Here is a 24,078-nt window from a genome sequence, read left to right on the forward strand (position 1 = left end):
GAGCCATGCTAAACTGCGAGCTTCGCAGGCGCGTAGCTCAGCTGGTTAGAGCACCACCTTGACATGGTGGGGGTCGTTGGTTCGAGTCCAATCGCGCCTACCAAATGCGGTAGTGAAATGAAGGGCTTGGCGGAGACGCCAGGTCCTTTTTTCTTGGCGGTAGCAAATGGGTCCGCCAAGTTCATCGGCTCCGGCCGGTTCTTGTTGAGGAGCGCCCGCCGCTGCACCTGCTTGGTGGCGCCCGCTGCACCGCATGCTGCCGGCTCGCCCTTCCTGTCGTCGACAATGCTCCGATGCAAATGACGGGCGCGGTCTCTGGGTTCGTGCGCGGTGTGGCATTCGCGCTCTGCCTGGGCTGCACCGTTGTGATGGCGGCAGACGGGCCACTCTGGTTCGCAGGCGGGCGGCCCGGCCCTCAAGCCCGCCAGGCCGTCGAGCTTCTTGCCGCGGCCGCCAGCCACGGCCTGGAGCCGCAGGACTACGGCGCGGGCACGCTGCTGCAGGCCGTCACACAGGCCATGCAGGGTCCACCGCCGGAGCCGGCCACCGTCGCGCAACTGGAGCAGGCGCTGAGCGCAGCGATGCAGAGCTACCTGGTGGACTTGCACGCGGGCCGTATCGACCCGCGACAGATCCACGAGAACTTCACCCCGCCGCGCCGCGACGACTTCGATCCGGCGGCCTACCTGCGCACTGCGCTGGCAGCGCGGCGACTGCTTGAGGCCGAACGCGAGGCGGCACCACGCCTGCCACTCTACGGGCGCCTTCGCGAGGCCCTGGCCCGCTATCGCGAGTTGGTCGATCACCCGGCCTGGCGGCAGCCGCTGCCGCCTTTGGCGGTCGGTCGGTCGGGCCGAGGAGGCAAGTTGGAGCCTGGGCAGACTTACCCTGGCCTGGCGCCGCTCGCACAGCGACTCGTTGCCCTCGGCGACCTCGCCCCGGACGCGCCCGTGCTGCCGCGCTACGAAGGCTCGTTGGTCGACGCCGTCGCAGCCTTCCAGCAGCGGCATGGCCTGGGCGCCGACGGTGTGATCGGCAAGGCCACGCTGGCACAGCTGCAGGTCGGGCCTGCTGCCCGGGTGCGCCAGATCGAGCTGACGCTCGAGCGGCTGCGCTGGACCCCGCTGATGCAGGGGCGGCGCATGATCGTCGTCAACATTCCCGAGTTCGTGCTCCGTGCCTACGAAGTGCGCGATGGCCGCATCGGCGTCATGCAGGAAATGAAAGTCATTGTCGGCAAGGCGTTGGACACCCGCACGCCGATGTTCGATGAAGACATCCGATTCATCGAGTTCAGCCCCTACTGGAACGTGCCACCGTCGATCGCGCGCGCCGAGACGGTGCCTCGGCTGCGCCGCGAACCAGGCTATTTCGAGCAGCAGGGCTTCGAGTTCGTGGCTTCGGACGGTCGAGTGAGCACGGCACTCTCGTCCGCGAGGCTCGACGCGGTGCTCACCGGCGAACTGCGCATCCGCCAGCGGCCGGGGCCGCAGAATGCGCTCGGTGACATCAAGTTCGTGTTTCCGAACCGCGACAACATCTACCTGCACCACACGCCGGCGACGCAGCTGTTCGGGCGCGACCGTCGTGACCTCAGTCACGGCTGCATACGGGTCGAGGAGCCGGTGGCGCTGGCGAAGTTCGTGCTGCAGGGGATGCCGGAGTGGACGGAGGAGCGCATCCGCGAGGCCATGGGCAAGGGCGAATCGGCCACACTGCGGCTGGCCGAGCCGCTGCCGGTGCTGATAGCCTACGGAACCACTCTCGTGAAGGAAGGTCGTGTCTACTTCTTCGAAGACATCTACGGGCATGACCGCCTGCTCGATGCCGCGTTGCGACGGCGCGCACAAGGTCGCAAACCAATCAGCTGACCGACCATGACCGACACACCGGTCCCCGACCGCCGCCAGTTCCTGCGGCACACCGCCCGCCTCGCGACCGCCGGTGCCCTGCTGGCACGAGTGGCACCGGCCCGGGCCTCGTTGCGGGGAGCACGCAGTCTGGCCATGGTGCACACCCACACACACGAGCAGATTGCCCTGGTCTACGCCTTCGACGAGCGGTATGTTCCCGATGCACTGGGTTCGCTGAACTGCTTCCTGCGCGACCATTACACCGGCGACATCGGACTGATCGACCCGCGCGTGTTCGATCTCCTGCACAGCGTGCAGACCGTGCTGGGCAGCGAGCGCTCGTTCGAGGTGATCTCCGGCTATCGATGCCCTGCCACCAACGCCCACCTGCGTGAAACACGAGGCGGCGGCGTGGCCAAGCACAGCCTGCACATGGACGGCTGCGCGATCGACGTGCGCCTGCCCGGCGTGCCGCTGGCCGATCTGCGCGACGCGGCGCTGTCGCTGCGCCTCGGCGGCGTGGGCTTCTACCCGGGCGAACAGTTCGTGCACCTCGACACCGGCCGCGTGCGGAACTGGTGAGCGACTCGCCTGGCGGGCCGTTGCACCGGGACGGCGATCGAGTCGCCATTGACGCTCGTCAAGCAGGCGCTGACGCTGTCGTGCATCAATGGTGGCTACCGTCAGATTTCACACTGCCCTTCGATGACACGCCCCGGCACGCCTCCCACTCTCCCGGCAGCGACACCGGCCCGCGATGACGGCGCGGAGGCGATGCGCGTCCTCGACCGGCTGCGCGAGGCCGGCCTGGCGCGATCGACCGGCGGGTTCTCGCCGGAGTCGCTGGCGCTGGCCTGGGCCGACTGGGCCACACACCTTGCCGGCGCACCCGGCAAGCGCGTCGAACTCGCGCTGCGCGCCTCGCAGGCCGCGACCGCCCTGGCGGGCACCGCACTCCGAGCCAACGAACCCGCGGCCCTGCCGGCGTGCCCGGGCGACCCGCGCTTCGCGGCGCCGGCCTGGCAGGGCTGGCCGTACCGCCTGTGGGCCCAGGCCTTCCTGCTGACCGAAGCCTGGTGGCAGCAGGCCGCGCGCGACGTGCCGGGGACACAGCCGCATCACGAGGACGTGGTCTCGTTCGTTGCCCGCCAGTGGCTGGACATGGTGGCGCCTTCGAACCTGCCCTGGAGCAATCCCGAGGTCCTGCAGCGCACGTTCAACCAGGGCGGCCTCAACCTGTGGCAGGGCGGCATCAACTTCGCGCACGATGTCTGGCGCCGCACTGCCGGGCAGCCGCCCGAAGGCAGCGAGGCCTTCGTCGTCGGCCGCGACCTCGCCGTGACGCCGGGCCGCGTGGTCCTGCGCAACCACCTGGTCGAGTTGATCCAGTACAGCCCGGCCACGCCGAGCGTGTACGCCGAGCCGGTGCTGCTGGTGCCGGCCTGGATCATGAAGTACTACATCCTCGATCTTTCGCCGCACAACTCGCTGGTGCGCTGGCTGGTCTCGAAGGGGCACACGGTGTTCTGCCTGTCGTGGCGCAACGTCACGGCCGACGACCGCGATCTGTCGCTCGACGACTACCGGCGCCTGGGGCCGATGGCGGCGCTCGACGCGATCGGTGCGATCGTTCCCGGCCGCAAGGTGCATGCGGTCGGCTACTGCCTCGGCGGCACGCTGCTCGCCATGGCCGCCGCCGCGATGGCGCGCGCCGGCGACACCCGCCTCGCGTCGGTGACGCTGCTGGCCGCGCAGACCGACTTCACCGAGCCGGGCGAGCTGCAGCTCTTCATCGACCCGGCCCAGGTCCACATGCTCGACAGCATGATGTGGCAGCGCGGTTTCCTCACCGCCGAACAGATGTCCGGCGCGTTCCAGATGCTGCAGTCGAACGACCTGGTCTGGTCGCGCGTCGTGCACGAGTACCTGATGGGCGAGCGCGCGCCGATGATCGACCTGATGGCCTGGAACGCCGACAGCACGCGCATGCCGTACCGCATGCACTCCGAGTACCTGCACGGCCTGTTCCTCGGCAACGACCTTGCCGCTGGCCGCACCCTCGTCGACGGGCATCCGGTGGCGCTGCAGAACATCCGCGTGCCGATCTTCGCGGTCGGCACCGAGCGCGACCACGTCGCGCCCTGGCCCTCGGTCTACAAGATCCACTACCTGGCCGACACCGATGTCACGTTTGCACTGACCAACGGCGGCCACAACGCCGGCATCGTCAACGAGCCCGGCCATCCGCACCGGCACTACCGCCTGCTGGAGAAGGCCGCCGCCGCCCCCTGCCTCGGCGCCGACGAATGGCAGGCTGCCGCGCCGCTGCACGAAGGCTCGTGGTGGCCGGCCTGGCAGCATTGGCTGGTGCGGCATTCGGCCGGGAAGCGCGTTGCGCCGCCGCGCGCCGCCGCGCCGGGGCGGGCACCCCTGGGCGACGCGCCGGGCACCTACGTGCTGCAGCGCTGAAGGCTCTCGCGGCGCTCAGGCCGTCTCGTCGGCGACGTGCATCACGACGCGCCCCTCGATGTCGCCGCGTTTCATGCGCTCGAACACCGTGTTGATGTTGTCGATCCGGTCTTCGGTGTAGATCCCGCGCACCCGGCCTTCGCCCGCGAAGGCCAGCGCTTCCTGCAGGTCCTTGCGCGTGCCGACGATCGAGCCGCGCACGGTCTTGGCGTTGAGCACCACGTCGAAGATCGGCAGCGCGAAATCGCCCGGCGGCAGGCCCACCAGGGACATCGTGCCGCGCTTGTGCAGCATGCCCAGGGCCTGGGAGAAGGCGCTGCGCGATACCGCCGTCACCAGGACGCCGTGCGCGCCGCGGATCGCACGCTGCACCTCCTGCACCGGGTCCTGCGTGCGCGCGTTGACCACCATGTCGGCGCCGAGCTGCTTCGCGAGCGCCAGCTTGGCATCGTCGACGTCGACCCCGATGACGTGAAAACCCATGGCCTTGGCGTACTGCACCGCGAAGTGGCCGAGCCCGCCGATGCCGGAGACGGTGTAGCCGGTCATCTGCTGCTCGTCGCAGAGCGTCTCCCAGCCGGTGATGCAATGTTCGCAGTGGCCGCAAGCGGTGTGCAGCCAGGGCACACCGACGCGGTCACCCTCCTTGACGCCCTTGACGCCGGCGCCGAGCGCGGCCACGAAGCCGACGCCTTCGTGGCCGGGGATGAAGGGCAAGGTGGGCCTGACCGGCCAGTCGCCATCGGCGGCGTGCAGGTCGGTGTGGCACACGCCCGAGGCGATCACCTCACCAGCACCTGGCCGGGCGTGACCTCGGGCACGGGCACTTCTTCGATCTGCAGGGGGTGGCCGAAGGTGTGGACGATGGCGGCTTTCATCATGTTCATGGCGATCTCCGGTGAATCGGGGGGAGTGAATGCGAAGCGCGGCGCTCAGGCGGCGCCGGTCGGGGCAGGGAGCCGCGGGCCCCGCTGGATGCGGGCCGATGCGCCTTCGGCGGGCATCAGCACGCCGCGGCCGCCGTGTTCGATGTGGGCCGCGTTGGCCTCGTCGGTGTCCAGGTGCATCTCGGTCGCGAACTCGGCGCCGACGCGCACCGCGACATCCCTGAAGACCAGCGAGCGCCCCTCGCTGTGCACTTCGACATCGACCTGTTCGCCGTCGGTCAGGCCGAGTGCCGCGGCGTCGTCGGGCCGGGCGTGGATGTGGCGCTGCGCGACGATGACACCGTTGCTGCGCAAGCTGCCCGCCGGGCCGCGCAGCGTCACGAGCGGCGTGTTGCCGGTGTGGCCGGACAGGCGCAGCGGCGCGTCGACGCCGAGCACGAAGGCGTCGGTCTCGGAGATCTCGATCTGGTTCGCCGCGCGGCACGGGCCGAGGACGCGCAGCCCGTGCAACTCGCCGCGCGGGCCGACCACGTCCACCGTTTCCTGCGCCGCCCACTGGCCGGGCTGGGAGAGCGGCTTGTGCACGTGCAACTCGTGGCCGGCGCCGAAGAGTGCGGCGCAGGCCGCCTCGGTCAGGTGCACGTGGCGGGCCGACACGGCGATCGGTACCGTGCGCGTGCCGGCCGGTGCCGAACTCGCCGCGGCCAGCACCCGCTCGCTTTCGCGCGCGATCATCCATTGCTCGCGCGTCGCGGTCACCAGCACCTTGACGCGCGAGTGCGCCTGGTGCAGCAGAACCACCTCGTCGCCGGCCAGGCGCACGCCCGCATTGGCATCGTCGTCGAAGGCCAGGCCGAGGAAGTCGAAACGTTCGCAGATGCGCTTGCGCATCGGGGCCGAGTTCTCGCCGATGCCGCCGGTGAAGGCGATCGCGTCGACGCCGCCCATCACCGCCGCATAGGCGCCGATGTACTTGTGCACGCGGTAGGCGTAGACCTGGATCGCGAGTTGCGCGCGGCGGTCGCCGGCGGCGGCGCGCTGTTCGATGTCGCGCATGTCGTTGCCCGCACCGGACAGGGCGGCCAGTCCGCTGCGGCGGTAGAGCGTGTCCTCGATCTCGGCCACGTCCAGGCCCAGCGTGCGCTGCAGGTGGGCGAACAGGCCGGGGTCGACGTCGCCCGAGCGCGTGCCCATCACCAGGCCCTCGAGGGTGGTCATGCCCATCGACGTGTCGACCGAGACGCCGCGCTCGATCGCGCAGACGCTGGCGCCGTTGCCCAGGTGGCAGCTGACGATGCGCAGGTCCTGCGGCGCGGCCTGCAGCGCAGCGGCCACGTGCTGCATCACGTACTTGTGCGAGGTGCCGTGGAAGCCGTAGCGGCGCAGGCCGGTGGCGCGCCAGGCCTCGGGCACGGCGTAGGTGAAGGCCCGCTCGGGGATGGTGTGGTGGAAGGCGGTATCGAACACCGCTACCTGCGGCAGCGCCGGCCAGCACTCGCGCGCGATGCGGATGCCGGCCAGCGCCGGCGGATGGTGCAGCGGCGCCAGGTCGGCGCAGGCGGCGATCGCGTCGAGCACCTTGTCGTCGATCACGCAGGCATCGTGGAAGCGGTTGCCGCCGTGCACGACGCGGTGGCCCACGGCGTCGATGCCGGCAATGCCCTGTGCCGCGAGCAGCGCCGGCACCTGCCGCACGCCGGCCTCGATGCTGTCCAGTCTGTCCAGGTCGAGCTTGAACAGCTGGCGGTCGAGCGCGGTGTCGAACACGCTGCACTTGAGCGACGAGCTGCCGGCGTTGAAGACGAGGACGTGCATGCCGGTTCTCAGGTCAACGGCCTGCCGCCGGTGTTCGTGGTGCTGCTCATGGACGATGGCGTCGCGCCGGCGGCGTGATCGAGTGGGGGGATGTTCACGATAGGGACGGCGCGCCCCCGAGGGCTTGATCCCGATCAAGCGGTGTTGCGCATCACCGCGTCACAGGTGTTGCATCCGGCGCGGTCGGTGCGACATCGCCGGTGCCCGCCGCGCGCCGCCCCGAAAGGCCACCGCCCGCGGCCCGGGCCTTTGTTCTCGCGGGTTCCGGGATGGCGGGTCCGCACGACGCAGGTCGGCCGGCCCTTGCGGCATGGGGATTGCACAGACCGGGCCCACCCCACCCATCCACGAGGACCCCTCATGAGAATCCGAATCACCACCGTCGCCGTCCTGACGGGGGGCCTGCTGCTGTGCGGCGCGTCGGGCCAGGCGCTCGAGAAGACGCCGGTGCTCTCGCTCGAGGTGGCGCAGAAGGCCGCGGCGGCCTGCCGTGCGTTGGCCGCGCAGAAGAACTGGCGCATGGCGGTCGCCGTGGTCGACAGCGGTGCGAACACCATCGTGTTCGAGCGTATGGACCGCAGCTTCCTCGGCAGTGCCGACATCGCGGTTCGCAAGGCCAGGGCCTCGGCCAACTTCCCGTTTCCGACCAGTGCGGTCGGCGACCTGAGCCTCGACAAGAACGGCAAGCCCGCCCCCGTGCCGGGCTTCGCGTGGACGCCCGGGGTGGTGACCTATGGGGGTGGCCTGCCGATCATGGCCGGCGCCGTGCACATCGGCGGCATCGGCGCCAGCGGCGCGGCGCCCGAAGAGGACGAGCAGTGCGCGAAGGCCGGGCTCGAGGCGATCAAGGATCTGCTGAAGTGATGCCGGCTCGGCGATCGAAGCGACCGACCCGTCGCGGCCCTACCAGGGCACGTAATCGGCGTCCACCGTCTTGCGGTCGGCGGCCTTGACCCGCACCGCTTCGGCACGGAGGAAGGCCACGATGACGCGAATCTCCGTGTCGCTGAGCGATCCGTTGAACCCGCCCATCTGCGTGTTCGGACGGCCGTTCTTGATGGTGTTGAACATGAACTCGTCGCTGTTGGCGCCTCCGGGGCCCCAGGCGCCCCGCAGCAGCTGGGGCGCCTTGCCGCCCTTGCCACGCGAGTTGTGGCACAGCTGGCAATTGCGCCCGAACAGTTCCTCTCCCTGCTTCTCGATGTCCGAGGCCACTGCAGGCGCGGGTGTCGCAGCCGGCTCGGCAGCCTGGGCCACGGTGACGCCGGGAGCGCCCGAGGTGGATGCTGGCGCCGGACCGAAGGCCACGGCAGCGCCGCACAGGGGAAGGGCCAGCAGCACAGCGGCGAGCCGGCGAGACAGAGGGGTGCGGTGTTGTCGCTTCATGTCGAGTCGATGGAATGGGAGGTCAGGGTCGGGCGATGCGCGGCAAGCCATAGCGTCCTGCAATCGCGTCGAATCGTCCTTCGGCGCGCAGTGCAACCACTGCGGCGGCGAGGTCGTTCGACAGCGCCGTGTCGGCGCTGCGCGTCGCCACGGTCATTCCGGTGTACAGGTCGGCGTCGTCCACGGCATCGGTGGCCGCCACGACGCTCTTGCCGGCATCGCCGGTCAGTGCGGATGACCACACCAGTGCCAGATCGATCTCGCCCGCCTTCAGCGCCTCGATCAAGGCGGCGCTGCCTGGGTAGGGCACGCGAGCAAGCTGCTTGCGGTACAGGTAGAGATCGGCCGGCGTGGCCGTGACGGCGCCAATGCGGCGTGCACCGCGCAGCGCAGCGACGCTCGGCGCCGGTTTGCCCGGCGCAGCGACAAGCACATAGCCCAGCACGAGATATGGGCCGGACGTGACGAGCTTGCGCTCGGCCAGGTCCTTGGCCAGGTCGGGATCCTGCGGGATGCCGAGGTAGGCGTCGCACTTGCCGGCGGCCAGCGTCTGTCGCAGCGCACGGCCGATGCCACCGCGATTGGGAACCTGGGCCCACACCAGTTTCAGCGGACGTCCGAGCTGGCCGGCGATGGCCTGCGCCACTTCGACATCGATGCCGCGCTCCGGTCGGGCCTCGGAGGAAAACGGCGCGTTGTCGTCGTCCACACACACGCTCAAGTAGGCCGGCGCATCGGCCTCTGCGGCACGAACCCCGAGGGCACACAACAGCAGTCCGGCAGCGAACGCGAATTTTTTGAAGTTGCTCATGAGAGTCGATGGCGGGACGGGGTGCGGCCTGCGCCGCACCCCGGATCCCTGCATCAGTCCATCAATCGGACAGGCCGAAAACCATCAGGCCGCCGCCGCGGTTGTTGCGCTTGAACAGCTCGTCGTAGATCAGCGGCAACAAGCTGCCGCCGCCCGGGCCGTAGACGATCGCGACGTACTGCTTGCCGTCGGCCGTGAAGGTCGTCGGGTTGCCGTGGATGCCGGAGCCCACGTTGAAGCGCCACATCTCTTCGCCAGTGTCGTCCTTCATCGCGCTGAACCAGCCCTCGGCATCGCCCGAGAAGACCAGCTTGCCGGCGGTGGCCAGCAAGCCGCTGGTCGCTGGCGTGCTCTGCGGACGCGTCCACACCTGCTCGCCGGTGGTCGCGTTGAAGGCCTTCACGCCACCGGTGTACGGATTGGCCTTCAGCACCCGCGACGACAGGAACCACTCGCCGTGCTTCCACTCGGTCTTCTTGGCCTGGATGTCCATCGAGCTGTCGATGAAAGGCACGTAGACCATCTTGGTCCGCGGGCTGTAGGCGGCGGGGTGCCACTCCTTGCCGCCGTCGAGGATCGGCGCGATGTCAGTCACGACCTTGTCGTAGCGCGGCACCTTGTCCGGATTGACGATCGGGCGGCAGTTGTCGCCGAAACCGGTGACCCAGTTGACGCGTGCGATCGGCACCACCCAGTTGCACTTGCCGTTGGTGCGGTCGATCGAATACAGGTGGCCGTTGCGGTCCCCGTGCACCCAGACCTTGCGACCCTTCTCGTCGTCAACCATGATGACTTCGTTGTTGCCGTCGTAGTCCCACGAATCGTTCGGCGTGTACTGGAAGTGGTACTTGATCTTGCCGGTGCTCGCATCGAGCGCGAGCGTCGAATTGCTGTACAGGTTGTCGCCCTTGCGCACGCTCGGGTCGAAGTCGGGCGTCGGATTGCCCACGCCCCACAGCACGGTGTCGGTCTTCGCGTCGTAGGTGCCGGTCAGCCACGCCGAGGCGCCGCCGGTCTTCCACGAATCGTTGGCCCAGGTCTTGGCCTGCGGATGGTCGGCGCTGGTCGGCCGCGTCTTGGTTTCCCAGATCACTTCGCCGTTCGCCGGGTTCAGCGCGGTGATGCGACCGACGTTGCCGCCGACGTCACCCCCCGAATTGCCGACGATGACCATGCCCTTGGCGACCAGCGGCATCGAGGTGTAGATCTCGCCCGTCTTGTAGTCGCCCATCTTCTTTTCCCACACCACTGCGCCGGTCGTGCTGTTCAGCGCGACGACGTGGGTGTCGAGGGTGGCCATGAAGACCATGTCCTTGTAAAGCGCGACACCGCGGTTCACCGCATCGCAGCACAGCTTGGGGCCGAGGTCGCCCGGCAGCGAGCGCTCGTACTTCCAGAGCATCTTGCCGGTGACGCCATCGAGCGCGAACACCTTGTTCTGGCTGGCCGTCACGAACACGCGGCCATTGATCACCGTGGTCTGGCTGTCCTGCGCCTCGTTGACACCGAACGACAGGTTCCACTTCGGCACGAGCTTGCGCACGTTGTCGGTGGTGATCTGCGTGAGCGCGCTGAAGCGCGTGTTCTGGTAGTCCTTGCCGTAGTGCAGCCAGTTGTTGGCATCCTTGTCGGCGTGCAGCAGCATGTCGTCGCTGACGTAGTTCGGACGCCATTTGAAGGTGTTCTCGAGCACGTTGACGCCGAGTGGCGGCTCGGGGTCTTCGGCGCGACAGACCGAGGTCAGGACCAGGCCGAGGCCGATGCAGGCCACCAGCGGACGCAGCCGCGCGGTGCGGGGAGGGGTGAAGCGGATCATCGTCTTGTCTCCTTTTTTGGGGAATGCCGGAGAACCTTCCGGCGGATCATCGGCACGAAAAAAAGCCCGCGCCCAGCGGCAACCGGGGTTGCGCGGGAACGCGGGCGTCAAGACACCGACGAAAGGTGTTCGCAGGTTCAGAAGTTGTGGTTGATGCCGACGTTGACGAAGGTCGTCTTCGCGCCCGGCTTGAAGCTGCCGTCGGCCACGATGCTGGTCTTGAGCGCGGCGGCCCCGGTGGCACCGATGTCGGCGTCGACGAACGCGGCCTGCGCGTAGATCGTCGTGCGCTTGGAGATGAAGTAGTCGTTGCTGATGACGAGGTTCTTCGTGTGGTTGGACTTGTTTTCCTTGTCCTTGTTGTCGTAGTACGCGAGGGTCGCGTTGTTCATCGGGTGCCACTTCCAGTCCACGCCGACGCCGATGCCGTTGACCTTCGAGCTGGTCGTGCCGTCGGCGTTGTTGTTCTCGCCGCGCAGGTAGTTGGCCTTGAAGGTGAAGTCGCCGAACGGCACGGCACCACCGAGCCCGGTGTGCTTGACGACCTGCTCGCCGGTGATCTGGTCCTTCATGTATTCGTGGGAGAACGACAGCGTCACCGGTCCGGTGTAGGTCAGGCCCAGCGCGAGGATCGTGTTGTTCGAGGTGCTGCCCGCCTGCTCGCCCAGCGAGTACAGGATCCCCGCCGTCACCGGCCCGAAGGTGTTGCGATACTGGATCGCGTTCTTCATGAAGATGCCGACGTCGTCGTTGCTGTTGACGGAGCCGGTGCCGGCGATCGGTTCAAGCTGGTTGTACGCCCAGGCGTACAGATTCGAGAACTGCTCCTTGAACGCGCGCGGCTCGGTGCCGATGTGCGCCAGCAGTGCGGGGCCGTACTGGCGGCCCAGGATCAGCGTGCCCCAGTCGCCAGCGAGACCGACGTTCGCCTGACGACGGAAGAGCACGGTGCCGACGGCGGGCGTGCCGTTGTCGCCCGTGCCGTGCAAGCCACCGGTGTCGGTGTCGAAGTGCGATTCGAGGTTGAAGAAGGCCTTCAGGCCGCCGCCGAGATCCTCGGTGCCCTTGAGGCCCCACACGCTCTGGCGCAGGCCGCTGGTTTCGAGCCGCGTGAGCTTGCCGCCGGCAGCGGACTTCGATTGGGTCAGGATGCCGGCGTCGATGATGCCGAAGATCTGTACCGACGAGGCGTCGGCTGCTGCTGCCCAGCCGGAGGCCAGCGAGAGGACTGCTGCAATGGCGGCGAGACGCCGCTGCTTTGCCGAGAGGCGGGTGGCTTTCTTGTCCATTGTGTCTCCTAGTTTTGTTAGATAAGGGCACTCCCCGCGTTGATTGCGGGGCTCGCCTGTCGTGAACGGTCGACTTCCTGCCATGTCGCCGTGAGGCCTCTTTTGCAGCATCTGTGCCAAGCGACATGTGCCGTGCCGCAGCCCCTGGCAGCAGGCCTGCAGGGCTTTGCAGGCGTCGCTTTTTGCAACAGATGCGACAGAGCACATGTCGCTTCGCCCGACCGAGCGAGACATCGCGGCGCCGCACCTTGCGACGTGGGGTGCGTTGCGCGGCCCGTGATCGTCACCGGCTGTGCTCGGCAGGCTGCAGACGGTGTTTTCATGGGTGTGGCGAGGTCTTCGGGCACGGTGCGCGGCACCCTGCATCCGGGCCGCAGCGACGCGAGTCGAAATGCACGGGTTCCGGCTCGCGCAACGGACTGCGGCGGTGCAGCAAGCCCGCGGCCTTTGTTGTCCGCGCCGGTGCCGGTGTCTCTTGTGCGTTGCATCAGACCCGCTTCGGGTTGAAGTCGCCGTGGCGCATGAGGCCGTGCGACAGTTGTCGCCGAGTGACAGTCGGGCAGTGACACGTGGCGCTGCGCAATGCCCTGGAAAACGCAAGCCGGCCCCTGGGGCTGCTCGTCGCAGCGCATGGCACGGAAGCTGCCTTACGGGACACCGGGGCTCTTGCGAGACGTTGTGTCTGCGCACGAGAAGCACCTCAGAAAAACCACCTAGGAGACGATATGACTCACGTTTCGAGCGGCAACAAGAAACAGCTGGCGGCGCTGGTCGCTGCAATGACCGTCGGCCTGCTGGCCGCGGCCTCGGCCAGCGCTGCAGGCAGCGGCCCCGGCTACGACGACCCGAACAACTGGCCGCAGTACCACCGCAGCTACAACGCCTGGCGCTTCAGCCCGCTGGAGCAGATCAACAAGACCAACGTGAAGAACCTGCACGTGGCCTGGATCCACCAGCCCGGCAGCATCACGCACGGCCTGCAGGCCACGCCGATCGTCGTCGACGGCGTGATGTACACCATCGCCGCCGACAACAACGTGTTCGCGCTCGACGCCGCCACGGGCAAGATCATCTGGCGCTACACCGCCAAGCTCGACCCGATCGTCAAGGAAGTGTTCTATGGTTCGGCGAGCCGCGGCGTCACCGTCGGTCGCGGCAAGGTCTTCGTCGGCACGCTGGACGGCCGCTTCGTCGCGCTCGACCAGAAGACCGGCAAGGAGCTGTGGTCGACTCAGCTCTCGGACATGAAGAAGGACTACGGCGCGCTGTTCTCGTCGCCGCCGCAGCTGGCCGGCGACACGCTGTTCGGCGGCACCACCGGTGGTGACCAGCCGATCATCGGCAAGATCTTCGCGGTCAATGCCGACACCGGCGCGCGCACCTGGACCTTCGAAGTGCCCAAGGACGACCCGAAGAGCTGGCCCGGCGACAGCCGCAAGGTCGGTGGCGGCTCGGCCTGGCTGCCCGGCACCTACGATCCGACGACCGACACCATCTACATCGGCACCAGCAACGCGGCGCCCGACTTCAACCACGAGGACCGCAAGGGCGACAACCTCTACACGGCGACGCTGCTGGCGCTCGATCCGAAGACCGGCAAGATCAAGTGGCACCGCCAGGAAGTGCCGCAGGACACCTGGGACTTCGACTCCGCCTACGAGGCGCTGCTGGTGCCCGACGCCACCGGCAAGACGCAGCTGGTTCACCTGAACAAGAACGGCTTCGTGTACGTGATGGACAAGGACAACGGCGCGATGCGCAATGTCTGGCAGTACACCGAGAACATGAACTGGTCCAAGGGCGTCGACCCGAAGACCGGTCTGCCGATCGACCCGGTCTATCCGGAAACCGACAAGCAGAAGCTGCACTGCCCGAACCTGCTGGGCGCACGCAGCTGGAACGCCGGTGCCTACAACCCGAAGACCAAGCTCTGGTACTCGCAGGGCATGGAGGTCTGCAACACCGTGACCAGTGCGAAGCAGGGCCCGGTGCCTGGCATCGGTGGCCTGTCGCTCGGTCTGTCGGAGATCACGCTGACGAATCCTCCCGGCAAGAAGGCCGACGGCTGGCTCGGCGCCTTCGATCCGCTCACCGGCAAGCAGGCCTGGAAGGTGCGCTTCGAAATGCCGCCGCTCAGCCATGTGCTGGCCACCGGTGGCGGCCTGGTGTTCACCGGCGACATGTTCGGGGGTCTCTACGCCTTCGATGCCGACAATGGCAAGGAGCTGTGGAAGTTCAACGCCGGCTCGGGTGCCCGTGGCGGCCCGATCAGCTATGCGGTCAACGGCAAGCAGTACATCGCGATCCCGACCGGACTCGGCTCGCATTCGCCGGGTTTCCTGACCGGGGCCTTCCCGCAGATCCGCAACCTGCCGGGCGGCGCCGCGCTGCTCGTGTTCACCGTCGACTGATACTCGTCGCGTGATCTGAATGCGGCGTTCGCGCCGTGACGGGGAGGATGCCTAGCGGTCGTCCTCCCCCTCGACCTTGTGTAGCCAGAAAGAACCCCGCCTGATGAAGAGCCTGCAAAGTATCCGCGTCGCAACCCTCACGGCCCTGTGGGCTGTTGCCGCGGGCCCGGTGGCCGCCGCCGCGCCGCCGCCTGAAGCCGCGACAGCGGCGCCCCCGGCCGTTGCCGGCACGCCACCGTTCGACCTGTCGGATGCCGCGCGCATCGAGATCGGCAAGAAGCGCTTCAACTCGACCTGCGCCGCCTACTGCCATGGCGCCGAAGGCGAGGGCGGCAAGACGCCGCCGTTCAGGGGCAACAAGGATTTGACGCCGCAGATCGCCTTCAAGACCATCACCGAGGGGCGACGCGGCACGGACATCATGCCGCCGTGGGGCAATGGCTTCACGCCCGAGCAGATCTGGGAGCTGGTGGCTTACATCAACTTCCTGACCACCCAGCCGCCGAAGCAGCAATGATCAGATCCTGAAGTGGTCGAAGCGGGCGTAGACGTCCCGCTCGGGGCAGCCTCTGCCATCGACCAGGCGCAGACCGGCCGATGCGTGGATGCTGCCGATCCGCGTGACGGGGGTCTGTGCGGCCCAGGCCGCCTCGACCACCAGCTGCCGGTCCTGGCGCCGGGCCGTGAACAGCAGCTCGTAGTCGTCGCCGCCCGACAGTGCGAACTCGCGCCGCAGCGCCTGCGGCAACTTCAGCAGCAGTTCGGATTCGGGCAGCGCGTCGACATCGATCGTCGCGCCGACCGCCGAGCTGTCGAGGATATGGCCGAGGTCGCCGACCAGGCCGTCGGACACGTCGACGGCGCTCGTCGCGATGCCGCGCAGCGCAAGACCGAGCTCGATGCGCGGGATCGGCATTTCCATCGCCCTGCGAGCCGGCTCGAACACCTCGCTGTCGACCTGCAGGGCACCGCGAAACACCTCGAGCGCGATGCGCGCGTGACCGGGCTGACCGCTGACGTAGAGGTCGTCACCGGGAAGGGCGCCGGAGCGCAACAGGGCCGAGCCGACCGGCACCTCGCCGAACACGGTGATGCAGATGTTCAGTGGGCCGGCGGTGGTGTCGCCGCCGATCAGCTCGCAGTCGTGCTCGTCGGCGAGCCGGAACAGGCCGCTCGAGAAGTCGGCCAGAAAGTCGGCGTCCGCGTTCGGCAAAGACAGCGCCAGCGTGAACGCCAGCGGGCGCGCACCGCAGGCTGCGAGATCGGACAGGTTGACGGCCAGGGCCTTGTGGCCGAGGCGTTCGGGCCGCACGGTCGACAGGAAGTGGCGGCCTTCGACCAGCATGTCGGTGGAGATCGCCAACTGCATGCCCGGCTTGACGCGCAGCAGTGCGCAGTCGTCACCGACGCCGAGCGCTGCGCGCCGTGCCGGCCGCTTGAAGTAGCGGTCGATCAGCTCGAACTCACCGAGCGTCATGGTGCATTCCCCGGTCGGCGCCTCAAGCCCCGAACGTCACGCCGGCGGCCTGCGCCTGCTGGTCGGCGTGGTAGCTCGATCTCACCATGGCGCCCACGGCGGCGTGGCTGAAGCCCATCGCATAGGCCTCGGCCTCGAAGCGCTTGAAGGCCTCCGGCGTCACATAGCGCCGCACCGGCAGGTGGTGCCCGCTGGGCGCCAGGTACTGCCCGATGGTGATCATGTCGATGTCGTGCGCGCGCATGTCGCGCATGACCTGCAGGATCTCTTCGTCCGTCTCGCCCAGCCCGACCATGATCCCGCTCTTGGTCGGCACGCCGGGGGCGAAGGCCTTGAAGCGCTGGAGCAGCTCGAGGCTGAACTGGTAGTCCGAGCCGGGCCGGGCTTCCTTGTACAGGCGCGGGGCGGTCTCGAGGTTGTGGTTCATCACGTCCGGCGGGGCGGCTTTCAGGATCTCCAGCGCGCGGTCGGCGCGGCCGCGGAAGTCGGGCGTGAGGATCTCGATGCGGGTGGCCGGCGAGAGGGCCCGCACCTGGCGGATGCACTCGACGAAGTGGGCCGCGCCGCCGTCGCGCAGGTCATCGCGGTCGACGCTGGTGATGACGACGTAGCCGAGCCCGAGCGCGGCGATGGTCTTGGCCAGGTTCAGCGGCTCGTCGGGGTCGAGCGGGTCGGGGCGGCCGTGGCCGACGTCGCAGAACGGGCAGCGCCGGGTGCACTTGTCGCCCATGATCATGAAGGTGGCGGTGCCCTTGCCGAAGCATTCGCCGATGTTGGGGCAGCTGGCCTCCTCGCAGACGGTGTGGAGCTTGTGCTCGCGCAGGATCTGCTTGATCTCGTAGAAGCGGGTGCTGGGGCTGCCGGCCTTGACGCGGATCCAGTCGGGCTTCTTCAGCACCTCGGCGGCCACCACCTTGATCGGGATGCGCGCCGTCTTGGCCTGTGCCTTCTGCTTGGTCAGCGGGTCGTGGCTCGTCGCAGGGAAGGGGGTCTCAGCGGCGGTGGAGTTCATGGCGGCGGGCTTCAGCACGGCACCGCGCTGGAGGTCGCGATCTGCTGAAGCAGTCGCTTGACATGAGGCGGCGTGACGCGCCGGCGCGTGCCGCCGGCCGGCACCGGGCCACCGGACCCGCGCGCGAGATTGGTGATGGCATCGACGAGGTAGACGCGGCCACTGCCGATCTCGGCCTCGAAGGCGTTGGCGTGCCGGGTCAGCGTCTCCAGATCGGCATCGACCAGCAGACAGGCATGGGCGAGCACGATCTGTTCCGAGGCGCTGGCGCGCCGCCAATACTGCGCCGTGCCCGCGACCTTGCGGCCGTTGACCGCGAGGTTGTAGCGGCCATCGCAGAACGAGCCCGAGACGGCCTGTGGCGCGGCAACGATGCCGAAGGTGGCGGTGCTCGCCTGCAGCAGCCGGCACAGCGCGACATAGACCGCCTCGGCGGCCGCTCCCATCGAGGCATGCGTACGCCAGGCGAGGCTGAGGTTCACCATGCCGGGCCCCTGCGGCACCAGGCCGCCGCCGGAGCAGCGCACCTGCACCGGCAGGCCTTGGTCGGTGAAACTTTCGCAGGCCGCTTCGAAGCGCTCGAAGCGGCGGTACGAGGCCGGCACCATGAAGCCCGGCGTGGCCTCCCACACGTGCGCGACGGCGACGCCATCGGCCGCACGCCGCAGCAGTGTCTGCTCGATGGCCACGCCATCGCTGTCGGCGGGCGCGCCGTCGAGCAGGGTGAACTGCCGTCGCACCGACGGTTCGGCCATCGGTGCGACGTGGTGGGCCTCAGCCGCCCACATGCTGCTTGAGCAGCCGGTTGACATCGTTGGCCCGTTCCATCTGGACCATGTGGCCGGCATCGTCGAACACCTCGACCGTCGCACCGGCAGGGGCGTTGCCGGCATGCGCCGCCGGCACCACCTGGTCGTCGCGACCCCAGACCACCAGCACCGGCTTGCCGGTCGATTCGAGCTCCAGGCCGGGCTGCGCCGCCTGGCGTCCGCCCTCGAACAGGCCACGGTTCAGCGCGACGAGCAACTCGCCGACGCCGTCGAGCCGCTTGTACTTCAGCACGTCGTCGACCATCTGGCGGCTCACCAGCCCCGGGTCCTTGAACAGCTGCTCCAGCACCGGTTTGAGATCGCGCCGCGACACGGCATTGGCGAAGCCCTCGGTGTAGCCGGTGTTGATCTCCGCACCGAGGCCGGCGCTGGCGATCAGGCTCAGCGAGGCGACACGCTTCGGATGCGACAGCGCCAGCTGCGAGGCAACCGCCCCGCCCATCGAGTGGCCGACGAGGTGCGCCTGGGCGACATCGATGACCTCCATGAAGCGCGCAACGAAGTCCGCCAGCGCCTGGATGCTCGCGCCCGGCAGCTTGGCATCCGACTGGCCGTGGCCGGGCAGGTCGAGCGCGATCACCGGGTTCTTCTCGCCGACGGCGTCGATGTTGAACAGCCAGTTGTCGAGATCGCCACCGAAGCCGTGGATGAACAGCACCGGCGTGCCGTCTTCCGCGCCCTTGCGGGCGTAGCGGATGCGGGTGCCGTCGACGTCGGCATACAGGTAGGCCGGGCCGGCGTTGGCGTCGTCGTCCTCGTCGGCAGCGGGCATGACGTAGGAGGCGATGTAGGCGTCGATGTCGGCGTCGCTGACATCGCTGCCGCCCATCACGCCGAGCAGCGCCTTCACCGGCAGCAACTCGCCGTCGTTGGCCACCTTGCGGCGCAGCACGCCGGGGTCCGGCGCCTCGACCGCGTTGGCGATCTTGTCGGTCTCGACATCGAGGATGGGCGTGCCCACCTCGATGTCGTCACCGACGTCGACCAGCCAGGCGACGACCGTGCCTTCGGACATCGACAGGCCCCACTTGGGCATGACGATGGGTGTGATACCAGCCATCAGTGCTTCCCCTTGATCGTGCGTCGCACCGCGTCCGCCACGTGGGCGGCCGACGGGATGTACAGGTCTTCGAGCGTCGGCGAGAAGGGCACCGGCACGTGCGGCGGCGACACCAGCTCGATCTGTGCCTTCAGTGCGCCGAAGGCCTGCATCGCGACCTGGGCCGCGACGTCGGTGCCGATGTTGCAGCGCGGGCTGGCCTCGTCGACGCAGACCAGGCGGCCGGTCTTGGTGACGCTGTCCAGCACCGTGTCCATGTCGATCGGCGACAGCGAGCGCAGGTCGACGATCTCGACCTCGACACCTTCCTTGGCCAGCGTGGCGGCGGCGTCGAGCGAGCGGTGCACCATCAGCCCGTAGGTGACGATGGTGCAGTGCTTGCCGTCCCGAACCACGTTCGCTTCGCCGAACGGAACGGTGTACGAGGCCTCGGGCACCTCGCCTTCCATGCCGTAGAGGTTCTTGTGCTCGCAGAAGATCACCGGGTCGTTGTCGCGGATCGCCTGGATCAGCATGCCCTTGGTGTCGTACGGCGTGCTCGGGCACACGACCTTGAGGCCGGGGATGTGCGTGAACAGCGGCGTCAGCATCTGGCTGTGCTGGGCCGCAGCGCGAAAGCCCGCGCCGACCATCGCACGGATCACCACCGGCGTCTCGGCCTTGCCGCCGAACATGTAGCGGAACTTGGCCGCCTGGTTGAAGATCTGGTCGAAGCACACGCCCATGAAGTCGATGAACATCAGTTCGGCGACCGGGCGCATGCCGCAGGCGGCCGCGCCGACCGCCGCGCCGACGTAGGCGCTCTCGGACAGCGGCGTGTCCATCAGGCGGTCGCCGTGCTTGGCGTACAGGCCCTTGGTGACGCCGAGCACGCCGCCCCACGCATCCATCTCGCCCTGGCCGCCGGCACCGCCGACGATGTCCTCGCCCAGCACGATCACCGTGGGGTCGCGCGTCATTTCCTGATCAAGCGCCTCGTTGATCGCCTGCTTCATGCTGATTTTTCTGGCCATGAAAAGTCTCCTGGTTCTATTCCGGTGTCTTGTGGTGGACGTGCGCGTCAGTACGACACGTACACGTCGGTCAGCAGGTCGGCCGCGGTCGGCAGCGGGGCGGCCTTGGCCTGCTTCACCGCGTCCTCGATCAGTGCCGCCACTTCCTTGTCGATCGTTTCCAGCTCCGCGGCGGTGATGACGCCGGCCTTCGTGACGTGCGCCTTGAACTTCAGCAGACAGTCGTGGTTGGTGCGGATGTCGTCGAGCTCGCCGGGCGCGCGGTAGGTCTGCGCGTCGCCTTCGAAGTGGCCGTAGAAGCGGACCATCTTGGCTTCGAGCAGCGACGGGCCGCCGCCTTCACGGGCGCGCTTGATCACTTCGCCGGCGGCCTCGTAGACCGCGAAGAAGTCGGTGCCGTCCACCGTGATGCCGGGCATGCCGAAGCCGGAGGCGCGGTCGACGTAGCTGTCCACCGCGGTGCCGTAGTCGCGCGAGGTCGATTCGGCGTAGCCGTTGTTCTCGACGACGAAGATCACCGGCAGGTTCCACACCGCCGCGAGGTTCAGGCTCTCGAGGAAGGTGCCCTGGTTGGAGGCGCCATCGCCGACGAAGCAGATGCCGACCTCGTTCTTCTTGCGGAACTTGGCCGCCAGCGCGGCGCCGCAGATCAGCGGTGCGCCCGCGCCGAGGATGCCGTTGGCGCCCATCATGCCCTTGGACAGGTCGGCGATGTGCATCGAGCCGCCCTTGCCGTTGCCGCAGCCGCCCTTCCTGCCGTAGATCTCCTTCATCATCGCGACGACGTCCACGCCCTTGGCGATGCAGTGGCCGTGACCGCGGTGGGTCGAGGCGATGCGGTCGCCGTCGCTCAGGTGACTCATGATGCCGACACCACCGGCCTCTTCACCGGCATACAGGTGCACGAAACCGGGGATGTCGCCGCGGCCGAAGTCCACGTGCAGTCGTTCCTCGAAATCACGGATCGTGCGCATCGAGCGATAGCACTTCAGCAGTGCTTCCTTGCTCAAGGGGAACGGGTTCTTGCCTGCCATGGTGTTGTCTCCTATCTAGGCTGGGTGGGTCGTGAGGCGGAACAGGCCTTCGCTTGCAGCGAGCTGCATGCAACGAGCCACGTCCACTGTGGGGAAAGCGTTTTCGCGCAAGGTGATCTGCACGCGATCGCCGGTGTCGAAAGTCAATTCGCGCTCGCCGTCGAGGGCGACCACGCCGGCGTCGAGCGCCACGGTGAAGGGCTGGCCGGCCGGCATCGCCTCCCAGTGGGCGATGCCGACCGGGCGCACCATGCCGGGCGCGATCGGCGCGAGCAGCTGGAGCCGGCGCACCGCCGGGTCCTCGCTGAGCTGGATGGCCAGGCCGCCCGGGTCGCGCCGGCCGACCGGTTGCAGCAGGCCACCGATGGCCGACAGGCCGATCGCCTGCGGCTCGGCGAAGGTCAGGTAGGCGGCGGCCAGGCTCTCGGTCTTCCAGACCGCACGGGCACCGATGTAGCGGTCGGTCGAGATGACCGCGTCGACGAGCGCGATGTCGCGGCGCTCGCCGTCGTTGATCGAGACCTCGAGCAACTTGTTCGGCACCAGCGCCTGCTCGGCACTGAGCTGGCCGGTCGCGAAGAGGCCGACCGCGATGCCGGTGATCGTGGACTCGCGCATCTCGGGGAAGGCGTTGTTGGTGCCGGTGGACAGACCGGCGATCGGGATGTCGGCGCACTCGCGCACCACCGCGCGGTGCGTGCCGTCGCCGCCGAGCACGACGATCACCTTGACACCGGCCTCGCGCATCATGCGCGCCGCGGTGAAGGTGTCGTTCACCGTGGTCGTCGGTTCCATGGCCAGGAACTCCAGCGCGGGAAAGCCGTGATGCATCTCGTGCTCGCGCTTGAGGTTGCGCGTGAGCATCGCGCGGATGCCGCCGTTGTCCGGCATCATCAGGACCTTCTGCACGCCCATGGCGCCGGCCGCGCTCATCACCCGCATCACGATGCTCACGCGATCGGTGATCTGCAGGTTGCCGGCGTTCGCGATGATGCGACGGATATCGCGTGCCGACACAGGATTCGCGATGATGCCGATGCAGGGCGCCGGGGTCGCTCCGAGAGCGGACATGCCTTGTCTCCAAATTCGTTGTTGGCGGTCTTCAGCGCAAGCTGCGTGCCATGCCGACGCGAGCGGCCTGATCGGTCCGCGGCCCGCGCCGGCACTGGGTTCGCGCTGCACCGAGCGCGATCCGTGCAGGGGTGCCGGCGCCGCAGTGGCGTCGCAGCGAGACAGGTGTGACACCGCCGGTGCGACAGCCGTCGCGCGGCAGCAACGCTCGCTCAGCAGGCCTTTTCCAATGCCGCGACGGCCGCGGCGTAGTCGGGCTCGTCGGTGATCTCGCGCACCAGTTGGCCGTGCAGCACGCGGTTGTGTCCGTCGAGCACCAGCACCGCACGCGCGGTCAGCCCCTTCAGCGGTCCGCTGACGATGTCCACGCCGTAGGCGCGTGCGAAGTGGGGGCTGCGGAAGGTGGACAGGGCGACGACGCGGTCGAGCTGGGACGCATCGATGCGGCTCTGGCTGGAGAACGGCAGGTCGTGCGAAATCGACAGCACGACGACGCCGGGCCGCTGGCGGGCGTGGTCGTTGAAGCGACGCAGCGAGGCCGCACAGCTGGGCATCTCGAGGCTGGGGACGATGTTGAGCAGCTTGCGCTGCATGCCGAATTGCTCCAGGCCGAAGTCGTCGAGGTTCTTGCCCGTCAGGATGAATTTCGGTGCCTCGTGGCCCACGGCGGGCAGGTGGCCTTCGGTGTAGACGGGGGTGCCTTGCAGGGTCAGGCGCGTCACGGGCGTTCTCCGTGGAAACGACGACGCCGCAGCAGCGAGCGCTTCGCGCCGCCGCTGCGGGTCTTCAGGGGTGGGGTGCGGTTGCGCCGGCCTCAGGCCTTCGCCTTTGCGGTCATCGCCTGCCCGACACGCTCTGAGATCAGGCCCATCACCGCGCCGCAGACGATGGACACCAGCACCCAGCCCAGCTTCTCGTCGAGCGGCGCGCCGGCGCCGAAGAAGGACGCCGCGCCGATGAAGGCGCCGGGGATGAAGCTGAACAGGTCGACCTTGGAGAGCTGGCACAGCGCCCAGCCGAGCACGGCCAGCAGTGCGCTGAAGATCAGCAGGCCGATGCCCTGCACGCCGCCGCCCAACTGGCCGTTCAGCCAGAAGATCAGGGCCGAGATCAGCGTGCCGGCGAAGGCGCTGGCCACGGCCTTCGTCAGGCCGGCCTTGCCGCCGCCGGCGGCGTAGAACGAGGCCCAGGTCAGGAAGGTGATCCAGGTCATCACCTTGGGCTCCAGGTAGCCCAGCGTGGCGAAGCACCAGATGCCGACCCAGAGGCCGACGCTGAGCGAGATGGCGTTCAAAGCATTCATCGATTTGTCTCCTTGTTGGTGGATTCCATCGTCGGCCCGCAGCGGACGGCGGGTCGCACCCGACTGCGCAGGCGGGCCAGAGGTGCAATCGCCATGCCATTGGCCTTGGCGCGACACAGCGCTCGAAAAGTGCGCCGACAGTGGTCGGCACACCACACCGAGGCGGCCCGGACGCTAGGGCGGACCGGGCGCGGCGCCGCAGGCGCACCAGCTGCGTCAGGTGCTTGCACAGGTGTCGCCGCGACACACGTCGCACTCGGGCTGTCGTCGGCGGGCGGAGCGGCAAACCCCGAGGGGCGCGCTCTCGGCCGGCCGGCCGCTTGCCCGTACCGCGCGGTGCTGGCGAAGCCGCCGGGCGAGCGGCTCCGCTCATGTCCCCCGGCGCCGGCCCGAGGGCCGACCCCTCCTCCTCTACTTCGCTGCGCCGCTCACCCGACGCCCTCGCCAGCACTCGGCATCGCTGCCTGCGAAGGTATTCAAACCCTAGCAAGCCGCGGTGGTGGAATCGCTGTGACGGGTCGTTGTGTGGAGTGAAGTAAAG

The 24,078-nt window shown here is 68.4% G+C and carries 20 protein-coding genes, 1 tRNA gene and 1 pseudogene; 7 read left to right on the forward strand and 15 right to left on the reverse strand.

The annotated features are described in order from the left end of the window. Nucleotides 1-26 precede the first annotated feature (26 nt). From ACQY9S_RS05465 to ACQY9S_RS05480, 4 genes are all read left to right on the forward strand, one after another. A tRNA-Val gene (locus tag ACQY9S_RS05465) sits at nt 27-103 on the forward strand. 190 nt (nt 104-293) lie between these two features. Then, complete coding sequence (locus ACQY9S_RS05470; RefSeq protein WP_428423695.1) at nt 294-1,871, forward strand: L,D-transpeptidase family protein; 1,578 nt, start codon at nt 294-296, stop codon at nt 1,869-1,871. Between the two features lie 6 nt (nt 1,872-1,877). Then, nucleotides 1,878-2,435, forward strand: a complete 558-nt coding sequence (locus tag ACQY9S_RS05475; protein ID WP_428423697.1) for a YcbK family protein — start codon at nt 1,878-1,880, stop codon at nt 2,433-2,435. 123 nt (nt 2,436-2,558) lie between these two features. After that, the gene (locus ACQY9S_RS05480; RefSeq protein ID WP_428425585.1) at nt 2,559-4,322 is read left to right on the forward strand and encodes a PHA/PHB synthase family protein; all 1,764 of its coding nucleotides are present in this window, start codon (nt 2,559-2,561) and stop codon (nt 4,320-4,322) included. Nucleotides 4,323-4,337: 15 nt separating this feature from the next. On the opposite strand, the pseudogene ACQY9S_RS05485 reads toward ACQY9S_RS05480, so the two are convergent. After that, nucleotides 4,338-5,209 (reverse strand): annotated as a pseudogene (locus ACQY9S_RS05485) (zinc-dependent alcohol dehydrogenase). A gap of 45 nt (nt 5,210-5,254) precedes the next feature. Then, nucleotides 5,255-7,024: an acetate/propionate family kinase gene (locus ACQY9S_RS05490; protein ID WP_428423699.1), complete on the reverse strand. Its 1,770-nt coding sequence runs from the start codon at nt 7,022-7,024 to the stop codon at nt 5,255-5,257. Nucleotides 7,025-7,384: 360 nt separating this feature from the next. On the opposite strand from ACQY9S_RS05490, the gene ACQY9S_RS05495 reads away from it, so the two are divergent. Further along, nucleotides 7,385-7,888 carry a GlcG/HbpS family heme-binding protein gene (locus ACQY9S_RS05495; protein WP_428423701.1) on the forward strand — a complete coding sequence of 168 codons (504 nt, stop codon included), beginning with the start codon at nt 7,385-7,387 and terminating at the stop codon, nt 7,886-7,888. 39 nt (nt 7,889-7,927) lie between these two features. Here the strand turns inward: ACQY9S_RS05495 and ACQY9S_RS05500 are convergent, their stop codons facing one another. The 4 genes from ACQY9S_RS05500 to ACQY9S_RS05515 form a co-directional block, all read right to left on the reverse strand. After that, nucleotides 7,928-8,410 (reverse strand): c-type cytochrome, encoded by a 483-nt coding sequence (locus ACQY9S_RS05500; RefSeq protein WP_428423703.1) that lies wholly within the window; start codon nt 8,408-8,410, stop codon nt 7,928-7,930. 22 nt (nt 8,411-8,432) lie between these two features. After that, a complete protein-coding gene (locus tag ACQY9S_RS05505; protein WP_428423705.1) occupies nt 8,433-9,221 on the reverse strand; it encodes a substrate-binding periplasmic protein in 789 nt (262 codons plus the stop codon). A 61-nt stretch (nt 9,222-9,282) separates the two neighbouring features. Then, a complete protein-coding gene (locus ACQY9S_RS05510; RefSeq protein WP_428423707.1) occupies nt 9,283-11,037 on the reverse strand; it encodes a methanol/ethanol family PQQ-dependent dehydrogenase in 1,755 nt (584 codons plus the stop codon). Nucleotides 11,038-11,174: 137 nt separating this feature from the next. Then, entirely contained in the window at nt 11,175-12,326 is a 1,152-nt protein-coding gene (locus tag ACQY9S_RS05515) for a porin (RefSeq protein ID WP_428423709.1), read from the reverse strand. A 725-nt stretch (nt 12,327-13,051) separates the two neighbouring features. On the opposite strand from ACQY9S_RS05515, the gene ACQY9S_RS05520 reads away from it, so the two are divergent. Further along, nucleotides 13,052-14,737 carry a pyrroloquinoline quinone-dependent dehydrogenase gene (locus tag ACQY9S_RS05520; RefSeq protein WP_428423711.1) on the forward strand — a complete coding sequence of 562 codons (1,686 nt, stop codon included), beginning with the start codon at nt 13,052-13,054 and terminating at the stop codon, nt 14,735-14,737. Nucleotides 14,738-14,840: 103 nt separating this feature from the next. Further along, complete coding sequence (locus ACQY9S_RS05525; protein WP_428423713.1) at nt 14,841-15,254, forward strand: c-type cytochrome; 414 nt, start codon at nt 14,841-14,843, stop codon at nt 15,252-15,254. Here ACQY9S_RS05525 and thiL read toward each other — a convergent pair whose 3' ends face one another. From thiL to ACQY9S_RS05570, 9 genes are all read right to left on the reverse strand, one after another. Then, on the reverse strand, nt 15,255-16,214 hold the full coding sequence (gene thiL / locus ACQY9S_RS05530; RefSeq protein WP_428423715.1) for a thiamine-phosphate kinase: 960 nt from the start codon (nt 16,212-16,214) through the stop codon (nt 15,255-15,257). It lies immediately after the preceding gene. Between the two features lie 22 nt (nt 16,215-16,236). After that, nucleotides 16,237-17,226: a lipoyl synthase gene (gene lipA, locus ACQY9S_RS05535; RefSeq protein ID WP_428423717.1), complete on the reverse strand. Its 990-nt coding sequence runs from the start codon at nt 17,224-17,226 to the stop codon at nt 16,237-16,239. A gap of 11 nt (nt 17,227-17,237) precedes the next feature. Continuing rightward, nucleotides 17,238-17,981: a lipoyl protein ligase domain-containing protein gene (locus ACQY9S_RS05540; RefSeq protein WP_428423719.1), complete on the reverse strand. Its 744-nt coding sequence runs from the start codon at nt 17,979-17,981 to the stop codon at nt 17,238-17,240. Nucleotides 17,982-18,000: 19 nt separating this feature from the next. Further along, a complete protein-coding gene (locus tag ACQY9S_RS05545; RefSeq protein ID WP_428423721.1) occupies nt 18,001-19,116 on the reverse strand; it encodes an acetoin dehydrogenase dihydrolipoyllysine-residue acetyltransferase subunit in 1,116 nt (371 codons plus the stop codon). Further along, nucleotides 19,116-20,129 carry an alpha-ketoacid dehydrogenase subunit beta gene (locus ACQY9S_RS05550; RefSeq protein ID WP_428423723.1) on the reverse strand — a complete coding sequence of 338 codons (1,014 nt, stop codon included), beginning with the start codon at nt 20,127-20,129 and terminating at the stop codon, nt 19,116-19,118. The genes ACQY9S_RS05545 and ACQY9S_RS05550 overlap by 1 nt, the downstream gene beginning before the upstream one ends. A gap of 47 nt (nt 20,130-20,176) precedes the next feature. Then, entirely contained in the window at nt 20,177-21,163 is a 987-nt protein-coding gene (locus tag ACQY9S_RS05555; protein ID WP_428423725.1) for a thiamine pyrophosphate-dependent dehydrogenase E1 component subunit alpha, read from the reverse strand. Nucleotides 21,164-21,178: 15 nt separating this feature from the next. Further along, nucleotides 21,179-22,234 carry an ATP-NAD kinase family protein gene (locus ACQY9S_RS05560; protein WP_428423727.1) on the reverse strand — a complete coding sequence of 352 codons (1,056 nt, stop codon included), beginning with the start codon at nt 22,232-22,234 and terminating at the stop codon, nt 21,179-21,181. A 212-nt stretch (nt 22,235-22,446) separates the two neighbouring features. Continuing rightward, nucleotides 22,447-22,956, reverse strand: coding sequence for a thiol peroxidase (gene tpx / locus ACQY9S_RS05565; protein WP_428423729.1), 510 nt, complete (start codon nt 22,954-22,956; stop codon nt 22,447-22,449). Between the two features lie 92 nt (nt 22,957-23,048). After that, on the reverse strand, nt 23,049-23,537 hold the full coding sequence (locus ACQY9S_RS05570) for a DUF1097 domain-containing protein (protein ID WP_428423731.1): 489 nt from the start codon (nt 23,535-23,537) through the stop codon (nt 23,049-23,051). Nucleotides 23,538-24,078 lie beyond the last annotated feature (541 nt).

It is taken from the genome of Methylibium sp., from assembly GCF_965279545.1.
In the GTDB taxonomy this organism is placed as follows: domain Bacteria; phylum Pseudomonadota; class Gammaproteobacteria; order Burkholderiales; family Burkholderiaceae_C; genus Methylibium.